This window comes from Acinetobacter ihumii, assembly GCF_900625095.1.
Lineage (GTDB): Bacteria > Pseudomonadota > Gammaproteobacteria > Pseudomonadales > Moraxellaceae > Acinetobacter > Acinetobacter ihumii.
The window spans coordinates 2,740,739-2,756,154 of the sequence record NZ_LR130760.1; the positions used below are offsets into that span (position 1 = coordinate 2,740,739).

A 15,416-nucleotide genomic window follows, 5' to 3' on the forward strand; every position below is an offset into this window, starting at 1 on the left:
TTAAAATTGTTAATGAAAAGTTTTAGTAAATTGTGTCAGCTTTAGATTGATAAATTATGTTAATTTGAGTAAATTTTCGTATAATCGCCATGAGTTTAATTTTGGCATAAATATATTATAAAAGATGGAATAAACTATGACTTATTTAGCTAATTTGAAAAAATTAGGGGTAAAATCGACAATTCTTGCATCTTCTTTAGCATTAGTTGCTTGTGGTGGGGGGGGGAGTGACGGTTATTATGACAATGGCAATACTAATAACAATAGCGGAGGTAATAACTCCTCAACTGATAGCTCTACAGTAGCTGAAAGTATTGATATAAAGTTAAAAGATACAAATGGTACTGAAATTCAACAAGTAAATGATAATTCTATTGTCCAAATTGCGGTACAGGTTCTTAATGCAGATAAAGGCGGAATTGCAAATAAGCAGGTTAGGCTAGCAATTGCAGATAGCGATAAGCTAGGTGTTACGAGTAAAGCTTCTTTAGTTACTACTGCTGATAATGGTATTGCAGTATTTGAAGTCAGTGTTCCAACTATTACAGGTTCATCTGGCAAAGTACAGTTAACAGCTGTTGTTGACGGGACAACCATTAAGCAGAGTTATACGTTAAACATTAAGAAAACTAGTACAATAGTTAGTGATTATAATCTTAATATTCAACAAGGTGTGGTTTTAAATCTGCCAAAAGGTTCGGCGGATATTTCGGCAACAGTGACAGATAAAAATGGTGGTGTAAAAGCTGGGGAGTCAATCACCCTAACACTTCCAGTAGAAATGCAAGGCAAATTTTCTATTGCAACTGGTTCAAATGTAAGCACGGATAGTCAGGGCAAAGCAAAATTTACAATTGTTGCAAATTCGGACTTGAGTAATGACGATATTCAAAAATTTGTATCGACCTCACAGTCTTTGAGTTTTAAGCTTATTGATGAAAATAAAGCAGAAAAGACGGTATCAGGCTCTATTACTTTTAAAGATGTTTCTCAAATTGTACAAAAACTTGAGATCATCAAAGCAGATGCACCAATAGTTGCTCAGAATGGGACAACTACCATCAAGGTTCGTGCAAAAAACAGTAATGATGTTGCACTTGCTAATAAAAAAGTAAAGCTCGTATTTACGGATAAAAGCGATGCATATGGCGTGACTATTGATCAGCCTGAAGCATCAACTGATGCAAATGGCTATGCTGTATTTACATTGAAGTCAAATTCAAGTTATCCAGTTGCTTTAACTCAGCAAGGCATTAATTTAAAAGCAGTATATTCAGACAATTCTGAGATATTTGCGCAAGACACTGTGAGTGTGATTACCGCAGATACAAATGCAGCAGATCAACAAGCTTTGCAACGTTTAGAAATTGCATCTTCATATACGGTCAATGCACAGAATGATACTGTCACAATTAGAGTTAAAGGTATTAATAACAAGGGTGAAGCGGCAACTAAAGGAAAAGTTAAGATTAGCTTGAATGCCGAAGCTAATTCTAATGGCGTAACGTTTACAGGTGGCGATGGGACTGCTAATGCTGAACAGTCTTTTGATAGTAGCGGCTTTGTTACGTTTAAGTTGAAAACAAATGCAACTACTGATTCAGCTATTAATGCATTAGTTTCGGCTGGTATTATTGCAACATTTAAAACCGATAATGATATAAGTCAAAGTATTAAGATTGAAGTTAAAGCTAAAGCTCAGGCCGATGATGAAGTTAGGTATTTATCATTCGATCCTGTAAAAATATTTGATTACTCACAAAATCAAAATATTACGATTACAGTTCAAGCTAATGGAACAAAGGATGATGGCGGTCTGTCTGGACAAACCATTTCTTTAAAACGTATGGGGTTATCTGATCAACAGTTAGATGCCTTGGGATTGAAAGCGGATGGTTCACTAATACAGACAACTAATGCAGAAGGTTATGCAACCTTTAAGTTTAAATATACCTATGCTGGTACAGATCAACAAAAGCAATTAGCTTTGGCAGGGGTAAAACTGCTGGCTACAGCTGCAAATGGTAAAACACAAACTTTATCTTTAAACTTTAAAGAACCAACAGCATCATCAGAAATTGCACTTGAATCATTAAACATTGATACTGATGGTATTAAAACATTAGAAGTCAATAAAACAACAACATTGATAGTGAAAGTAAATGCGATTGGAACAGATGGTAAAGCATTTGCAAATAAAAGTATTGGTCTTGGCATAAATACTGCGCCTTTGCAAAATGGTGCTGTTATTGCAAATGCAACCCAAGTTACCGATACAAATGGACAAGCAACTTTTACCATCAATGTAACACCTAAAAATACGAAAGAAATAGAGAACTTGATTGCAAATGGATTGACGATTGTTGCTCAAGCCTCTGGTTCAACAATTTCTGCGACACGTTCTGTTCAATTAATCACCCCTCCAATCATCATTCCTGATTTGCAAACTCTTACTTTTACTTACGAACCAACAGTCTCTGTATTAGGTGGCGAAGTTCAGGTTAAAGTTGTTGCAAAAGATGCTAGTGGCAAAACCATTGCGAATACACCACTTGCAATTGCACTATCGAATTTAGTGGGTTCTCGAGTGTCTTTGTCAGATACGGCACTCACCACCAATAGTAAAGGTGAAGCAACATTCACAGTAAAAGTTGCTGAGGGACAATATGATGCTAACCTCATTAAAAATGGAATTGGTTTTGCTGTTGTTGGAACAAACCAAAATAATGGTGATCGTATTCAACAGACTGGAATTATACAAGTTGCAATTCCTAAAGATTCAGTAAATTTACGTTTAACTTCAGAAATTACTAGCCTGAGTTTGGGTAATTTGAATGTAGGTAAAACGTATCAAGTTAATGTTGCAGTTAAGGATGAATTAGGTGCAAATACTGGCTACCCAGTGAATTTATCTTTAAACCCTGAAGCAATTGATGCCGGAATCAAACTCAGTGCTGATTCAGTGGTGACTTCCGCGAATGGGATGGTGCCTATTACTGTAACGATTCCTAAAGATATTTCCAATCCTGCAAAGCAAACGCTGTTAGATAAAGGAATTCAAGTTAAGGGATATATCACCAATCCTAAAGGTGAAAAAATAGAAGCTACCATTAATTTTAAAGTTTATGAAATGGTAAACCAGAATAGTATTACAATCACGCCTGAAAAAACTAATTTAAATGTTAAAGGTGATAGATCTATTATTACTGTGACTTTATTAGATAGAAATAATCAACCATTTAGGGATCAATCTGTAACATTAGCGGCAAATAATTCGGCGGGAATAATTGTTGGTAATCCCGGTAGTAGCACCCCTTCAAATACAAGTGGTACGCCTCAGACCTTAAAAACCGATTCGAATGGTAATGCTTTCTTTTCTGTTGCCATAGATGGTCAGACAATCGACGCTGATTTATTGATTGCTAGTGGTATTGAATTAACTGCAACATATACTGATGAAGATGGAGAAATTGCAACACAGATTGCTCGTTTAAATGCGTTTAAACAGCCAACACAACCTGATGTAGATTTACCAGCACGATATTCATTGCGTATTTCATCAGCTAAACCGACGCTGAATGTGCGTAATGATACTTCAGATGTGACTGTGACACTGGTTGATCAAAATGGTGGTGGTGTATCTAATCAATATGTAACCCTAGGTATTGAAAATTTTGTTAATAATGGTGCAATTATTGTTGGTCCATCTGGTTTAACGACGGACGTCAATGGGCAGGCTGTTTTCAAAATCAAAGTTGATGAAACGGCACGGAATATAGGTTACAGTGCGACGAATTTTGCAACGGATGATCTGCGTTTAAATGCAAGTTTTAAAGAAGCTGGCTATACAAATGCGACTCAGGTTTCTTTGGTAGATATCGTTCAAGCGGTTGTACAGAACCCTATTGCCTCTATCGTGATAGGTGTAAATCCTACAGAAGTTGGTACTTCTAGTGATGGCGTATACTACACTCGTAATATGTCAGTCAGTGTGACTGATTTTGATGGTAAGCCTTTAGCTAAACAAGAAGTTGTTATGGATATTACTCCTACACTTTATGTTAAAGGAAAATATAGTTGGGATCTCGTGACTGATGCGTTAGGAAATCAGAAAGAGGATTGGGTAATTCATCCAAGTATGGTCTGTGTGGTAAATGCTTCTGGAACACCAATTACAAACAGTCAGGTAACAAATATTCCTGTTAAAGTTCCGACGTTCTTGGGCCAAGGAGCAACAGCAACCTATACGACGGATACAGATGGTAAGTTTGATTTTATTATCCGTTACCCTAAGATTTATGCGCAATGGTTAAATGTTCAGATAGGTGCCTCTTCGACTATCGCATCGCTTCCTAATCGAACTGTTTATAACTTGGGACTACCGCCATTGAAGTCGGATTATAGTACTGACGGTAGTTATGGACCGAATTTAACAAGTCCGTATGGTACAACTACCTCATGCCCATAAAATAATAAAAAACAGCGCTTCGGCGCTGTTTTTTTTACACTCCAGTTCCTACCATCACACTAGCTGTGGGGTGTACATTGATCGTACTACAACCACTGAATATCATACAAAAACCTAAGAGGCTCAGACATAAAACTTTAGTCATCCAATAAATCCATTTGTTTAGCCAATTGATACAGATTATTTGAACGATTACCTGTGCGACAGAACATTAAAATAGGTTTAGGTAATTCGTTATAGTGATTGGCAAAAGTGCGTACATCCAATTCTGAGATTTGACCCGCAACGACAGGCTGATAAACATAGTCTAATCCTGCATTGCGTGAAGCTTCTTCAATCTGTGCACTGGTCGGTTGATCTGAACCACCTTCCAGATCTGGTCGATTATTAATGATGGATTTAAAGCCTTTTTCGACCACTTGTTCGACATGTTCTGGGCCAATTTGACCTGCAAAACCAACATTATCCGTCATTTCGTCACTCCAAAATTTAAAAAAACGTTTATGCTGTATCATAGCATTAAGCACCACGCCACATTAAAGTGTGCTTTTAAAATTTATAACTCAAGATAACCAAAATATAACGCATTGGAGCGCGTATGCCTGCTTATACAGTTGAACCACTGTATGTTCCGATTGGTGAAGAAACGATAGCTGCTGATTTTTATCGTCCTAAAGCAGCTCGAAAGCCTGCTGTGATTGTTATGGCCCATGAATTTGCTGCCTTACGTCAGTTTAAACTTATTCAATATGCACAAAAGTTTGCTCAGGCTGGCTATGCGGTCGTGTTGTTTGATTATCGCTATTGGGGCGGCAGTACAGGAAAGCCTAGAGAACTGATTTCGCTAAAAGATCAGCTTGAAGATTGGAAAACGGTTATTCAATATATGGGTAATTGTAAATGGGTCGATCAGCGACGTATTGTGCTTTGGGGCACAGGCTTAAGTGGCGGCTATGTGCTGAATCTTGCAAGCGAAGTTAAAAATATTTCTTCGATCATGGTACAAGTGCCTTTTGTCGACGGTGCTGAAACAGCTAAAATTTACCCGATTCAACAACTCCCTAAAGCACTTAAATTATCTAGTCAGGATTATATGGGCTCAAAAGTCGGTTTAAATCCAAAAACTTTGCCCGTCGTTGCACAACAACAGCTTTCCTTTTTTCCCACTCCTGATAGCTATCAAGGTTATTTATCCATTGTAGATCCTGATTATTACTGGAGTGGTGAGGTACCTGCTCGCGCCCTATTCCAACTCATTCGTTATCGCCCGATTCAAAATGTACGTGATATTAGCATTCCCGTATTATTTATTGTGGCAAAACAGGATAGTTTGGTTCCAATCGATTCTAGTCGTGAAGCCGCGACCAATATCGCCCCCTTTGTGACCTATCATGAGTGGGATATGTATCATTTTGATGTTTATCATGGAAAATGGTTTGAAAAAGCGGTCGCAACCCAATTAGAATTTTTACATCAATATACTGGAGTGGCGTAATATGATTATCGTTTGTTCAAGTTGTGGTGCTAAAAATCGGGTTCCAGAAGAAAAATTAAATGCTGATCCTAAATGTGGTCAATGTCAAACTGCACTGATTCCACTCGCGCCGATTGAGTTGAATGAGCAAAATTTTAGTCATTATGTCAGCAATAGTGATTTACCGATTTTGATTGATTTATGGGCGGATTGGTGTGGTCCATGTAAAATGATGGCACCGCATTTCGCGCAGGTTGCAGCGAATAATCCGCATGTGATTTTTGCTAAAATTGATACGGAAGCTTCACCACGTTTAAGTCAGGCTTTTCATGTTCGTAGTATTCCGACACTGGTTTTGATGAATAAAACCAACGAAATTGGTAGAATAAGTGGCGCGCTTCGATCCAGCGAATTACAACAGTGGCTGGATCAGCAATTACAAGCCCAAGCCCGGAGTTAATGTGTCAGAATTTTTCAAAAAACCTGAAGGAACCTTATCCCTTCAAACCATTGCAATGCCTGCCGATACCAACTGGAGTGGTGATGTTTTTGGCGGTTGGATTGTCTCACAAATGGATTTGGCTGGCGCAATTCATGCAGAACGTTTTAGTAAAGGGCGTTGTGCAACTATTTCAATTAATCAGATGACTTTTCTGGTGCCTGTTAAAGTCGGTGACGTGATTAGTTGTTATACCAAAATTTTAAAAGTAGGCAATACATCCATCCAGATTCAGATTGAAGTTTGGGATAGTCATGATGAGTCACGTCAGGCGAAACAAGTGACGGAAGGCATTTTTACCTTTGTAGCTGTGGATGTAAAAGGCAATAAACGTCAAATACCTGACGAAGTGAAGCAGAAGTTTTTGACTGCTTAAATGCTTTTTATCATAAGAAGTCCAGCATAAATGCTGGATTTTTTTCGAATATATAAGCAAAAATGATGCAAAGATTTACTTTTCACATAAATGGATAAAACACCTGTTGTCTGATCCGATACAATACTACGATTTGGATCAGGCTTATGGCAGAAGAATTAACTATTCATCAGGGTGATAAAGCTGGGCAATATCAGGCTCTCATTCCTCAAATTGAAGCAATTGTTGCGGATGAAAATGATGTAATTGCTAATCTTGGCAATATCTGTGCGGCACTAAAGCAACAATTTAATTGGTTTTGGATCGGATTTTATCTGGTTAAAGGCAATGAATTAGTACTGGGACCATTTCAGGGGCCAATTGCCTGTACACGTATTGCAAAAGGGCGTGGGGTGTGCGGAAGCGCATGGCAACAACAGCAAGTTATACTGGTGCTAGATGTAGATCAGTTTGAGGGGCATATTGCGTGTAGTTCTGACTCAAAATCTGAAATTGTATTACCGATTATGCAGCAGGGGGAGTGCGTGGCAGTGTTGGACATTGACAGTGATACACTCAATAGTTTTGATGAAATCGATGCTCATTATTTAAAGCAAGTCGTGGCGATTGTAGAAGGTTTTATTTAGTTGTTCACGAAATAAAATAAAGCCCAAACTTTTGCTTGGGCTTTAACCATTAAATTTAATGGGTTATTTTGCACGTTTAGGCAACCATGCCCATAACATTTCACAATGAATCGGTTCATTTGAACCATCATCAATGACGGTCACAGGAATCAATAATTCGCCCTTGTCGTTATCGGCAATAAATTTTTGTTGTTCAGGTGATAATGTTGCGGTTGCAGTCAAACCACCTTGTACCACTTTTAAATAATCGACATGGAGCGATTTGATCAGCAAAATTCGATTATCTGGCACATGTAGACCTGTTAAAAAACCTGTTGCAGTTTCAGCAAGCAACGCCATTGCAGCAGCATGCACACCTTTAATGTGGTTTTGCATATTGCGTTGATTTTCCAGACGGACTACCACATGATTTTGATCAACTTCCAGATATCGAATATTGGCTGTCCCCACCATCGGGACAATACGACCGAAAGCTTTACTCCAGAGCGTACTACGAATACTTTTCGGAAACTTTGACGTGGCTTTCACCAGTTTGGATAAACGATTGGCCTGTGACATAGTGCATCCTGTGTAAAAATAACGGTGCTGAAATTAATCTTTAAAGTTATTAAACTGTAATGGAAGTCCGAATTGCTGTTCCTTTAGAAAAGCCATGACCTGTTGTAAGGTGTCACGTTTTTTATCGGTTACACGAATTTTATCTCCCTGAATAGAAGATTGCGCTTTAATGCCACTTTCTTTAATGGCTTTATTAATTTTTTTTGCGGTATCAGAGTCAAGCCCATCTTTAAGTTTTACTACTTGTACTACGTTTTTTCCAGAAGCTGTGGCTTTTTGCGGATCTAATGCCTGTACGTCAATTTTACGTTTATAAAAGTGATTTTCCAGCATGTTATAAACCTGTTCGCACTGAAAATCACTTTCAGTACTGATTTTAATCTCTTTGGATTTTTCATTGAGCTCAATGGAAACATCTTGTCCACGGAAATCGAAACGTGTTGCGATCTCTTTTTGGGTATTTTGAACGGCGTGATTAACCTCAAATAACTCTAATTCAGAAACAATATCGAAAGAAGGCATAGCTTAGACCTTTGCAAAGTGAAAGAATATCTGAGATGCTAGGGATGTTTTCTTCATTTGCCAAGTGTTGTTTACATCAAAGGAGTGCACAATGATCCGTAAACAAGAAATTACGACATTTGAGTTCCCAGAAAATGCCATTATCTGGGATGTCCGTGACGCAAAATCATATGCTGAAGGGCATGTTAAAGGCGCAATAAATCAACCCATTCATGATTTAAATGCCGATAGTTTGACTCAGGTGGCTGCGGATCAGCCGATTTATATTTTATGTGGTGGTGGCAGCAAAGCACCACGCGCGGCAGAATTGCTTGACGGTCTCGATACTGAACGCGAATATGTCATTCTCATGGGTGGAACCCGCGCTGCCAAAGATGCTGGTTTGCCTTTAGAACAGGGCAGTTAATAAAAAAGCACCCTCGGGTGCTTTTTTATGAATCATCTGTTTGCAAGCATCGAAATAAAAGACAGATTAGGCCATCATCAGCAAGAATCAGATGACTCACTTGGCAAAGTGGGAGCTGTTTTAAAGTAAGGTTTTTTAGCTTTTAATTTTTTGATGAAGCGACGAGGACTGAGCTTTTGTAATAAAGTGGTCGGTATTGGACAGGCTTCATCTAACATCAATGCTGCCAAAACTTCACTACACAGCGGCGCAAATAAAAATCCTTTCGACCCCAAACCAGCAAAAGTAAAAATTTTAGCGTTTTCCTGAATGTTCCCAAGTAAAGGAAAATAATCAGCACTTTGCGCACGTACTGAGGCACGTCCTTGCCAGACAGCCGGATTAGGCAATTGCGCTGCGTATTTAGGAAATACGCTGTGGATTAAATCAAAGTTATGCACATGATCTTCTGCGAGAACTTGGTCATCCTCTCGATTTGGATAAAAAGAAGCACCTAAAATCAAATGTTCATGATCAAGCTGCATACAATAACCGCCATAACTATAGGCTTGATCAAAGGCTAAAGCATGTTCACGATTATTTAGCCAACTGACCTGACCACGAATCGGTTTGAGCAAAGGATACTGTTCAAACAAATCCTGACTGGCTTTGGCACAACATACCACGACTTGATCGACCTGCATTAAATTAGCTTGATCCTGCATCAGTTGAACCATCGAGTCCGTTTCGATCAATTGCGTGACTTTGCTGATTTTAAGCTCAATATTTGGATGTTTCAGGATTTGATCACGTAGTTGATGGGGTGAAACTGCGCCAGCTTGAGTTAGTTTTAAACTGGAAAAAGTTGAGGAAATTTCACTTTGCTCAGGCGTTTGTGTTTGTAATAATCCTGTTGGGTATTGTTCAGCTAAACCCAGTAAATCTTCTGGATTTTTTTGTGCCAGTTGATTGATGTGAAGGGGACGAAACGCTTGGAATTGGGGATAGAAATTTAAAGCATATTGCCATGTCAGGGTCATTAAATGTTCATGTGCTTGTCCAATTGGACACAATTTGGGATTGAGTAAAGCTAAAGGATTCCCAGATGCGCCTGAAAGCGGCTTGTCTTGCTCATAAATTGTAATTTGATGCCCACGTTGAGCCAGTGTCCATGCCACAGTTAAACCTGCGATTCCCGCCCCAATAATCGCAATGTGCTGCTGTTTGAATGGTGATACGGTGTGCTGATGGTCTAATTCATTTTCTTGCTCGGATGCTTGCCAGATCGCTTTGAGCATTTCGCGTTTATGACCAAAACCTTTGGGTCTGGAAATGGTCATGCCATGTTGTTTAAGGCCGCGTTTAAGTACGCCCGCAACACTGAATGATGCAAAGGTCGTCCCAATCTTTGAAAGCCGTACAATATGATTTAAAACATGTTCTTCCCAGAGTTCTGGATTGCAAGACGGCGCAAATCCATCTAAAAACCACGCATCGACGGCTTTGGTTTTTTCAATAACAGGAAATACATCATGTGCATCACCAAGCCATAAGTCCAGACTAAAACGTTCTTCGGGAAAATTTAAACGATGACAACCAGCAATTGGAATGGGATATTGTGCAATCAGTTGATCTGCTAGAGGTTTGAGTTCAGGCCATGCATTTAATGCACGAATCAAATCGGTTTTGTTTAAAGGAAACTTTTCAACGCTAATCGCATGTAAATGACTCTGGTTATCGGGTCGAACCTGCTGCCAGAGTTGCCACAAAGTTAAAATATTTAAGCCAGTACCAAACCCCGTTTCACCCACACAGAAATATTGAAAAGGCTGTAATTGATTTAAACGTGTGCTGAGATCATTGCCATTTAAAAACACATGTCTGGTTTCAAGTAAGCCATTGGCTTTGGAAAAATAAACATCGCCGAACTGTCTGGAAATCGGAATATCGATCCCATCGATAGATTCCCAATCTAGTTCAGCCGTTTGAATGCCAGCACTTGTCACTTGAAAAACCTTTAAAATCGTTTTAAAGGGTGAATTTTACCACTGACGGCGACGTTTGGTGTGAATATAACTGGCAATCAAAAATCCAATGAAAACACCGACGCCCATGGTGGCGCCACCATAAAGGAACATTTGTGCACTACGTTCACTTTGTAAGACTTGAACCTGAACCAGCAAATTATCATTTTTGAGTTGTAATTCCTGATTTTGAGTCAATGCATCCAGATTGGCTTGTTCCAGTTGTTTCAGTCGGCCTTCCTGATCTTTGACCAAAGCCTTAATTTTATTATCTTGCTCAGCTTTGGCTTTGGCAATTTGTTCGGCTGTCAGTGGTTTAGCTTGAGCATTGGGATCAACAACAGCACCATTAGTGGCAGGCACAGCTTTGGCAGGTGCATTAGTCGTCGCTGCTGCGGTGACAGGTGCTGTCGCAGGTGTAGTCGCTGCTACTGTGGTGCTCGGTGCAGGTTCCACCGCCCAAACGGTTGAACAGAGTAATGATAAACCAATAAGCACTTTTGAGATGGTGGACATAATTTTACTCTTTCGGGAAGGCTTTATTGAAAGGCTTCACTTCAATGTTTGCATAAACGCCTTCGAGTAGAAAAGGTTCATCTTTGAGCCATGCATTGAGAGCTTCGCGGCTGTCAAAATCAACGATCAGGGTACTGCCGTAAAAACCTGCTTGCGGATTGGCAGGATCTTTGGGCATGGCACCAGCGACAATCAGACGACCTTCATCGTCCAGCTTTTGTAGGCGTTCCAGATGTTGAGGACGGACAGCTAAACGTTTTTCTACCGTTCCGTCGTGGTCGGTACAGGTGACGACAAATAATGGCATGGTGCAATCTCAGTGGTTCGTTTTAAGCAGGTTAAGCATCTGGTGATTTAAAGTATTTACGCAACACAATAAACTGAATAATGATAAAGGAAAACATCACAATCATGTCACCAAAAGCGGTAAATTCACCCCAATATTTGCCCTGCATAAAAATAAAAGCAAAAAAGAAATGCAGCAATGACATCACCACAAACATGCCTGCCCAAGCAAAGTTCAGATTTTTCCAGCCATTTGCATTGAGTTCAAAAATAGGCCCAAATAAACGTTGAATCAGCGGTTTCTTATCTTTACTGAACATAGGTGAAAGTAAAAATGCCCCTGCAAAAATCAGATTGAGAATCACCGCTTTTAAGCGAATATAAAAATCATCACTGAGCATGAGGGTAATACCACCGAAAATCACGGTCATAAACAGCACAATCCACTGTTGTTTTTCCAGACGAAATTTTTGGGTGATGAACAAACCACCATAGATGATCAGCATGGCAATGATCAGACCTGTGGTCGCCACCAAAATATTATTATTATCGACTCCCCCTGCGGAACCGATCAACTGTAACAGTGGATGCTGAGTATCTTTGGGGTCGACGGTTTTATATAAATAAAAGAAAATAATGAGGGGCACAAAGTCTAAAAGTGCTTTCATGTTAGAGTATCTAAACTGGATCAACGAAGTGGCATAGTATAAAGATGCAAGGCATAGATTTACATACACACAGCAATATTTCTGATGGAACTTTGTCACCAGATGCATTGGTCACATTGGCAGTCGAGTGTGGACTGCATACGCTGGCCTTGACTGATCATGACACCATGGATGGCGTCGATTTAATTCGAAAATCCGCTCAAGCATATGATATTAAGATCATTTCTGGCGTAGAAATTTCGAGTCAATGGTCGCGACCTGCTACAAAAAAAACTTATGGGGTGCATATTGTGGCACTGGATATGCAACAACCTGAACCCTTACTGGATGCGCTTGAGATACAAAAAAAGATCCGTGCAGAACGTGCCAAACAAATTTGCCAGTTACTTCAAGGCTGTATTGGGCAGGATATCTATCAAGATGTGTTGGCTTTAGTGGATGGTGAGCCTGATCGTATTACTCGAACTCATATTGCCAAAACCCTAGTGAACAAGGGTATTGTTTCACGTCCACAACAAGCTTTTGATCGGTTTTTAAAAGAAGGAAAACGTGCTTTTGTAAAGTTTGATGGTCTGAGTTTGGCAGAGACGATTCAGATTATTCACCAGAGTCAGGGCTATGCAGTATTGGCGCATCCGACCCGTTATGATTTATCGGCAACCAATGTTCGTTATTTGATCGAATTGTTTGCGCAACTTCAAGGCGATGCGGTTGAATTACCGCCAAGTAGTGAGGCTTTATCGACACGGCATATGGTCGATCGTATGGTTGAACAGTTCAATTTAAAAGTCTCAATTGGCAGTGATTTCCACGGGGATAATATGCCATGGATTAAACTGGGGAATACGCCTGTGCCTAAAGCAGGGCAGCAGGGAATTTGGAACGCGTTTAGATAACAGTTTAATCTGTTTTATCGTCATACCATGGGTATTTAGTTTGAAAGTAATGGTTTAAGTATTCTAAGAAGAATTGGACTTTGGATGGAACAAGCTTGCGATTTGGCCATACTGCATAAATCGAAGTAGATTCGACTGGATAATTTTGAAGAACCTGAACCAGTCTACCTGAGGCTAAATCATCCGCGATATGCCAGATCGAGTGATTGGATATGCCTAATCCAGATAAAGATGCTTGTCTGAGCGCTTCACCAGAATTTGTTGTAAAATATCCATTGACACGGATTTTTTGATATTCAGCATTTTCATCAAGCAAATGCCAATGATCAGTTAAACCATTTTCATGTTGTTGTAAAAGACATCGATGCGTTGCCAATTCAGATGGGGTCTGAGGAAAACCGTATTTTTGCAGATAATCTGGAGATGCACACAATAAGCGTTTATTTAAGCTTAATGGTTTTGCAATGAAGCTTGAGTCTTTCAACTGCCCAATTCTAATCGCCAAATCCATGCCATATTTAATGAGGTCAATATTTTGGTCATTTAAATCCAGATAAATTTTTAGTTCAGGATGTAAAAGAGAAAACTCAGCAATAATGGCCGTTAAAATCTTTGTTCCAAAAGTTGAAGATGTGGTGATTCTGAGCGTTCCATTGAGTGTATGGTCTTGGAATTTTAAAGACTGTTGTACGTTTAAAAACTCAGAAATCCAGTGACGACCATGCTCAATAAGTATTTTACCTTCTTCTGTCAGATTTAATTTTCTTGTCGTTCGATGAAATAAACGTAGCTGTAGATTGTTCTCTAATCGCTGAATCCTTTGGCTGGCGACAGATACCGAAATATTGGCCTCCTGTGCAGCTTTACTGATTGAGCCAAGATCTGCAACCCGAATAAAAAATTGAAAATCTTCTGTATTCATTATCAGTAAAATCAGAAAAGTATTTCTTGATTATCATGGTTTTTTTGAAAATAGCATAGCGATATTGTGTACTTCATGAGATAAACAATCTTGGAGTAAAGAAATGAAATATCATTTTTTAGGAAACTCGGGTTTAAAAGTTTCTGAACTGGGTTTTGGTGCAGGAACTTTAGGTGGAAAAGGGCAACTTTTTTCTGCTTGGGGACAACCCAGTCAAACCGAAGCTAATCGTATGATCCAGATGTGTTTGGATGCAGGAATTAATTTCTTTGATACTGCCGATGTATATTCCGATGGTGAGTCTGAAAAAATGTTGGGTAAGGCATTAACCTTACATAGAAAAAATACAATTATTTCCACTAAAGTCGGTATTCGAAACTCAGATGAATTGAATAAGGCTGGTTTTAGTCGCAGCTATTTGCAATATGCTGTTGAGCAATCTTTAAAGCGCTTGGGAACAGATTATATTGATGTCTTGCAGCTCCATCAATTTGATAGCTTTACTTCACTGCATCAATTGATGAAAACACTGGATGAATTGGTACGTAGTGGAAAGGTACGTTATATTGGCGTTTCAAATTTTTCAGGTTGGCAATTAATGAAGGCACAAGCTATTGCTGATCAGTATGGTTATGAAAAGTTTGTGGTCAATCAGGTTTACTATTCATTGATTGGTCGGGATTATGAATGGGAGTTAATGCCCTTAAATGATGATCAACACATCGGTGCTGTGGTCTGGAGTCCATTAGGTTGGGGGCGTTTAACAGGAAAATTTGATCGACAACACCCGATTCCTGCTGAAAGTCGTTTGCATGATACTGCTCAATTTGCACCGCCTGTCAATGAAGATCATTTATATCAAGTGATTGATGCTTTGAAAGAAATTTCAGAAGAAACAGGTTATACCATTCCTCAAATTTCTTTGAACTGGTTATTGCAGCGACCAACGATATCAAGTGTCTTAATTGGTGCGCGAAATGAAAAACAACTGAAAGATAACCTCGCTGCCAAAGATATTCAGTTATCTACTGAACATATGCAAAGATTAAATCAGGTCAGTGCGATTTATCCAGTTTATCCTTATTATCCGTATTGGAACGGACAATTTTCAGAACGCTTTAAAGCACTGGTTGATTCTCAATTTGTGAATAACCTATCTGGATAATTGATTAATAAATGAGCAAATAAAGATCATAT

At 39.1% G+C, this 15,416-nt stretch carries 16 protein-coding genes; 8 read left to right on the forward strand and 8 right to left on the reverse strand.

Annotation, left to right across the window (positions count from 1 at the left end):
- Positions 1-136: 136 nt before the first annotated feature.
- Complete coding sequence (locus E0D95_RS12930) at positions 137-4,468, forward strand: hypothetical protein (RefSeq protein ID WP_130804260.1); 4,332 nt, start codon at positions 137-139, stop codon at positions 4,466-4,468.
- Between the two features lie 137 nt (positions 4,469-4,605).
- On the opposite strand, the gene E0D95_RS12935 is transcribed toward E0D95_RS12930, so the two are convergent.
- Entirely contained in the window at positions 4,606-4,941 is a 336-nt protein-coding gene (locus tag E0D95_RS12935) for a protein tyrosine phosphatase family protein (RefSeq protein ID WP_130804261.1), read from the reverse strand.
- 125 nt (positions 4,942-5,066) lie between these two features.
- Here E0D95_RS12935 and E0D95_RS12940 point away from each other — a divergent pair, with 125 nt between their 5' ends.
- The 4 genes from E0D95_RS12940 to E0D95_RS12955 all read left to right on the forward strand — a co-directional run bounded on the left by E0D95_RS12940 (position 5,067) and on the right by E0D95_RS12955 (position 7,443).
- A complete protein-coding gene (locus E0D95_RS12940) occupies positions 5,067-5,963 on the forward strand; it encodes an alpha/beta hydrolase (RefSeq protein WP_130804262.1) in 897 nt (298 codons plus the stop codon).
- Between the two features lies 1 nt (position 5,964).
- Positions 5,965-6,402: a thioredoxin TrxC gene (gene trxC, locus E0D95_RS12945; RefSeq protein WP_130804264.1), complete on the forward strand. Its 438-nt coding sequence runs from the start codon at positions 5,965-5,967 to the stop codon at positions 6,400-6,402.
- A gap of 1 nt (position 6,403) precedes the next feature.
- Entirely contained in the window at positions 6,404-6,817 is a 414-nt protein-coding gene (locus E0D95_RS12950) for an acyl-CoA thioesterase (protein ID WP_130804266.1), read from the forward strand.
- 146 nt (positions 6,818-6,963) lie between these two features.
- Positions 6,964-7,443 carry a GAF domain-containing protein gene (locus E0D95_RS12955; RefSeq protein ID WP_130804268.1) on the forward strand — a complete coding sequence of 160 codons (480 nt, stop codon included), beginning with the start codon at positions 6,964-6,966 and terminating at the stop codon, positions 7,441-7,443.
- Positions 7,444-7,506: 63 nt separating this feature from the next.
- Here E0D95_RS12955 and E0D95_RS12960 read toward each other — a convergent pair whose 3' ends face one another.
- Positions 7,507-8,001 carry a DUF4442 domain-containing protein gene (locus E0D95_RS12960; protein ID WP_130804270.1) on the reverse strand — a complete coding sequence of 165 codons (495 nt, stop codon included), beginning with the start codon at positions 7,999-8,001 and terminating at the stop codon, positions 7,507-7,509.
- Between the two features lie 33 nt (positions 8,002-8,034).
- Positions 8,035-8,523, reverse strand: a complete 489-nt coding sequence (locus E0D95_RS12965) for a YajQ family cyclic di-GMP-binding protein (protein WP_130804272.1) — start codon at positions 8,521-8,523, stop codon at positions 8,035-8,037.
- A 91-nt stretch (positions 8,524-8,614) separates the two neighbouring features.
- Between E0D95_RS12965 and E0D95_RS12970 the strand changes: the two genes are divergently transcribed.
- Positions 8,615-8,929, forward strand: coding sequence for a rhodanese-like domain-containing protein (locus E0D95_RS12970; RefSeq protein WP_130804274.1), 315 nt, complete (start codon positions 8,615-8,617; stop codon positions 8,927-8,929).
- Positions 8,930-9,006: 77 nt separating this feature from the next.
- Here E0D95_RS12970 and mnmC read toward each other — a convergent pair whose 3' ends face one another.
- The 4 genes from mnmC to E0D95_RS12990 are packed head-to-tail and all read right to left on the reverse strand — an operon-like array spanning position 9,007 to position 12,401.
- Complete coding sequence (gene mnmC, locus E0D95_RS12975; protein WP_130804276.1) at positions 9,007-10,914, reverse strand: bifunctional tRNA (5-methylaminomethyl-2-thiouridine)(34)-methyltransferase MnmC2/FAD-dependent 5-carboxymethylaminomethyl-2-thiouridine(34) oxidoreductase MnmC1; 1,908 nt, start codon at positions 10,912-10,914, stop codon at positions 9,007-9,009.
- Between the two features lie 36 nt (positions 10,915-10,950).
- Positions 10,951-11,448 (reverse strand): SH3 domain-containing protein, encoded by a 498-nt coding sequence (locus E0D95_RS12980; RefSeq protein ID WP_130804278.1) that lies wholly within the window; start codon positions 11,446-11,448, stop codon positions 10,951-10,953.
- 4 nt (positions 11,449-11,452) lie between these two features.
- Positions 11,453-11,755 carry a YciI family protein gene (locus E0D95_RS12985; protein WP_130804280.1) on the reverse strand — a complete coding sequence of 101 codons (303 nt, stop codon included), beginning with the start codon at positions 11,753-11,755 and terminating at the stop codon, positions 11,453-11,455.
- A gap of 31 nt (positions 11,756-11,786) precedes the next feature.
- On the reverse strand, positions 11,787-12,401 hold the full coding sequence (locus E0D95_RS12990; protein WP_130804282.1) for a septation protein IspZ: 615 nt from the start codon (positions 12,399-12,401) through the stop codon (positions 11,787-11,789).
- 44 nt (positions 12,402-12,445) lie between these two features.
- Here E0D95_RS12990 and E0D95_RS12995 point away from each other — a divergent pair, with 44 nt between their 5' ends.
- Positions 12,446-13,297 (forward strand): PHP domain-containing protein, encoded by an 852-nt coding sequence (locus E0D95_RS12995; protein WP_130804284.1) that lies wholly within the window; start codon positions 12,446-12,448, stop codon positions 13,295-13,297.
- Positions 13,298-13,301: 4 nt separating this feature from the next.
- Here the strand turns inward: E0D95_RS12995 and E0D95_RS13000 are convergent, their stop codons facing one another.
- The gene (locus E0D95_RS13000) at positions 13,302-14,219 is read right to left on the reverse strand and encodes a LysR family transcriptional regulator (RefSeq protein WP_130804286.1); all 918 of its coding nucleotides are present in this window, start codon (positions 14,217-14,219) and stop codon (positions 13,302-13,304) included.
- Between the two features lie 103 nt (positions 14,220-14,322).
- Between E0D95_RS13000 and E0D95_RS13005 the strand changes: the two genes are divergently transcribed.
- The gene (locus tag E0D95_RS13005; RefSeq protein WP_130804288.1) at positions 14,323-15,384 is read left to right on the forward strand and encodes an aldo/keto reductase; all 1,062 of its coding nucleotides are present in this window, start codon (positions 14,323-14,325) and stop codon (positions 15,382-15,384) included.
- Positions 15,385-15,416: the final 32 nt, after the last annotated feature.

Bases quoted from the DNA above. Each gene is read 5' to 3' on its own strand.
- E0D95_RS12930 (WP_130804260.1), top strand. From the start codon at position 137: ATGACTTATTTAGCTAATTTGAAAAAATTAGGGGTAAAATCGACAATT.
- E0D95_RS12935 (WP_130804261.1), bottom strand. From the start codon at position 4,941: ATGACGGATAATGTTGGTTTTGCAGGTCAAATTGGCCCAGAACATGTC.
- E0D95_RS12940 (WP_130804262.1), top strand. From the start codon at position 5,067: ATGCCTGCTTATACAGTTGAACCACTGTATGTTCCGATTGGTGAAGAA.
- trxC (WP_130804264.1), top strand. From the start codon at position 5,965: ATGATTATCGTTTGTTCAAGTTGTGGTGCTAAAAATCGGGTTCCAGAA.
- E0D95_RS12955 (WP_130804268.1), top strand. From the start codon at position 6,964: ATGGCAGAAGAATTAACTATTCATCAGGGTGATAAAGCTGGGCAATAT.
- E0D95_RS12960 (WP_130804270.1), bottom strand. From the start codon at position 8,001: ATGTCACAGGCCAATCGTTTATCCAAACTGGTGAAAGCCACGTCAAAG.
- E0D95_RS12965 (WP_130804272.1), bottom strand. From the start codon at position 8,523: ATGCCTTCTTTCGATATTGTTTCTGAATTAGAGTTATTTGAGGTTAAT.
- E0D95_RS12970 (WP_130804274.1), top strand. From the start codon at position 8,615: ATGATCCGTAAACAAGAAATTACGACATTTGAGTTCCCAGAAAATGCC.
- E0D95_RS12980 (WP_130804278.1), bottom strand. From the start codon at position 11,448: ATGTCCACCATCTCAAAAGTGCTTATTGGTTTATCATTACTCTGTTCA.
- E0D95_RS12985 (WP_130804280.1), bottom strand. From the start codon at position 11,755: ATGCCATTATTTGTCGTCACCTGTACCGACCACGACGGAACGGTAGAA.
- E0D95_RS12990 (WP_130804282.1), bottom strand. From the start codon at position 12,401: ATGAAAGCACTTTTAGACTTTGTGCCCCTCATTATTTTCTTTTATTTA.
- E0D95_RS12995 (WP_130804284.1), top strand. From the start codon at position 12,446: ATGCAAGGCATAGATTTACATACACACAGCAATATTTCTGATGGAACT.
- E0D95_RS13000 (WP_130804286.1), bottom strand. From the start codon at position 14,219: ATGAATACAGAAGATTTTCAATTTTTTATTCGGGTTGCAGATCTTGGC.
- E0D95_RS13005 (WP_130804288.1), top strand. From the start codon at position 14,323: ATGAAATATCATTTTTTAGGAAACTCGGGTTTAAAAGTTTCTGAACTG.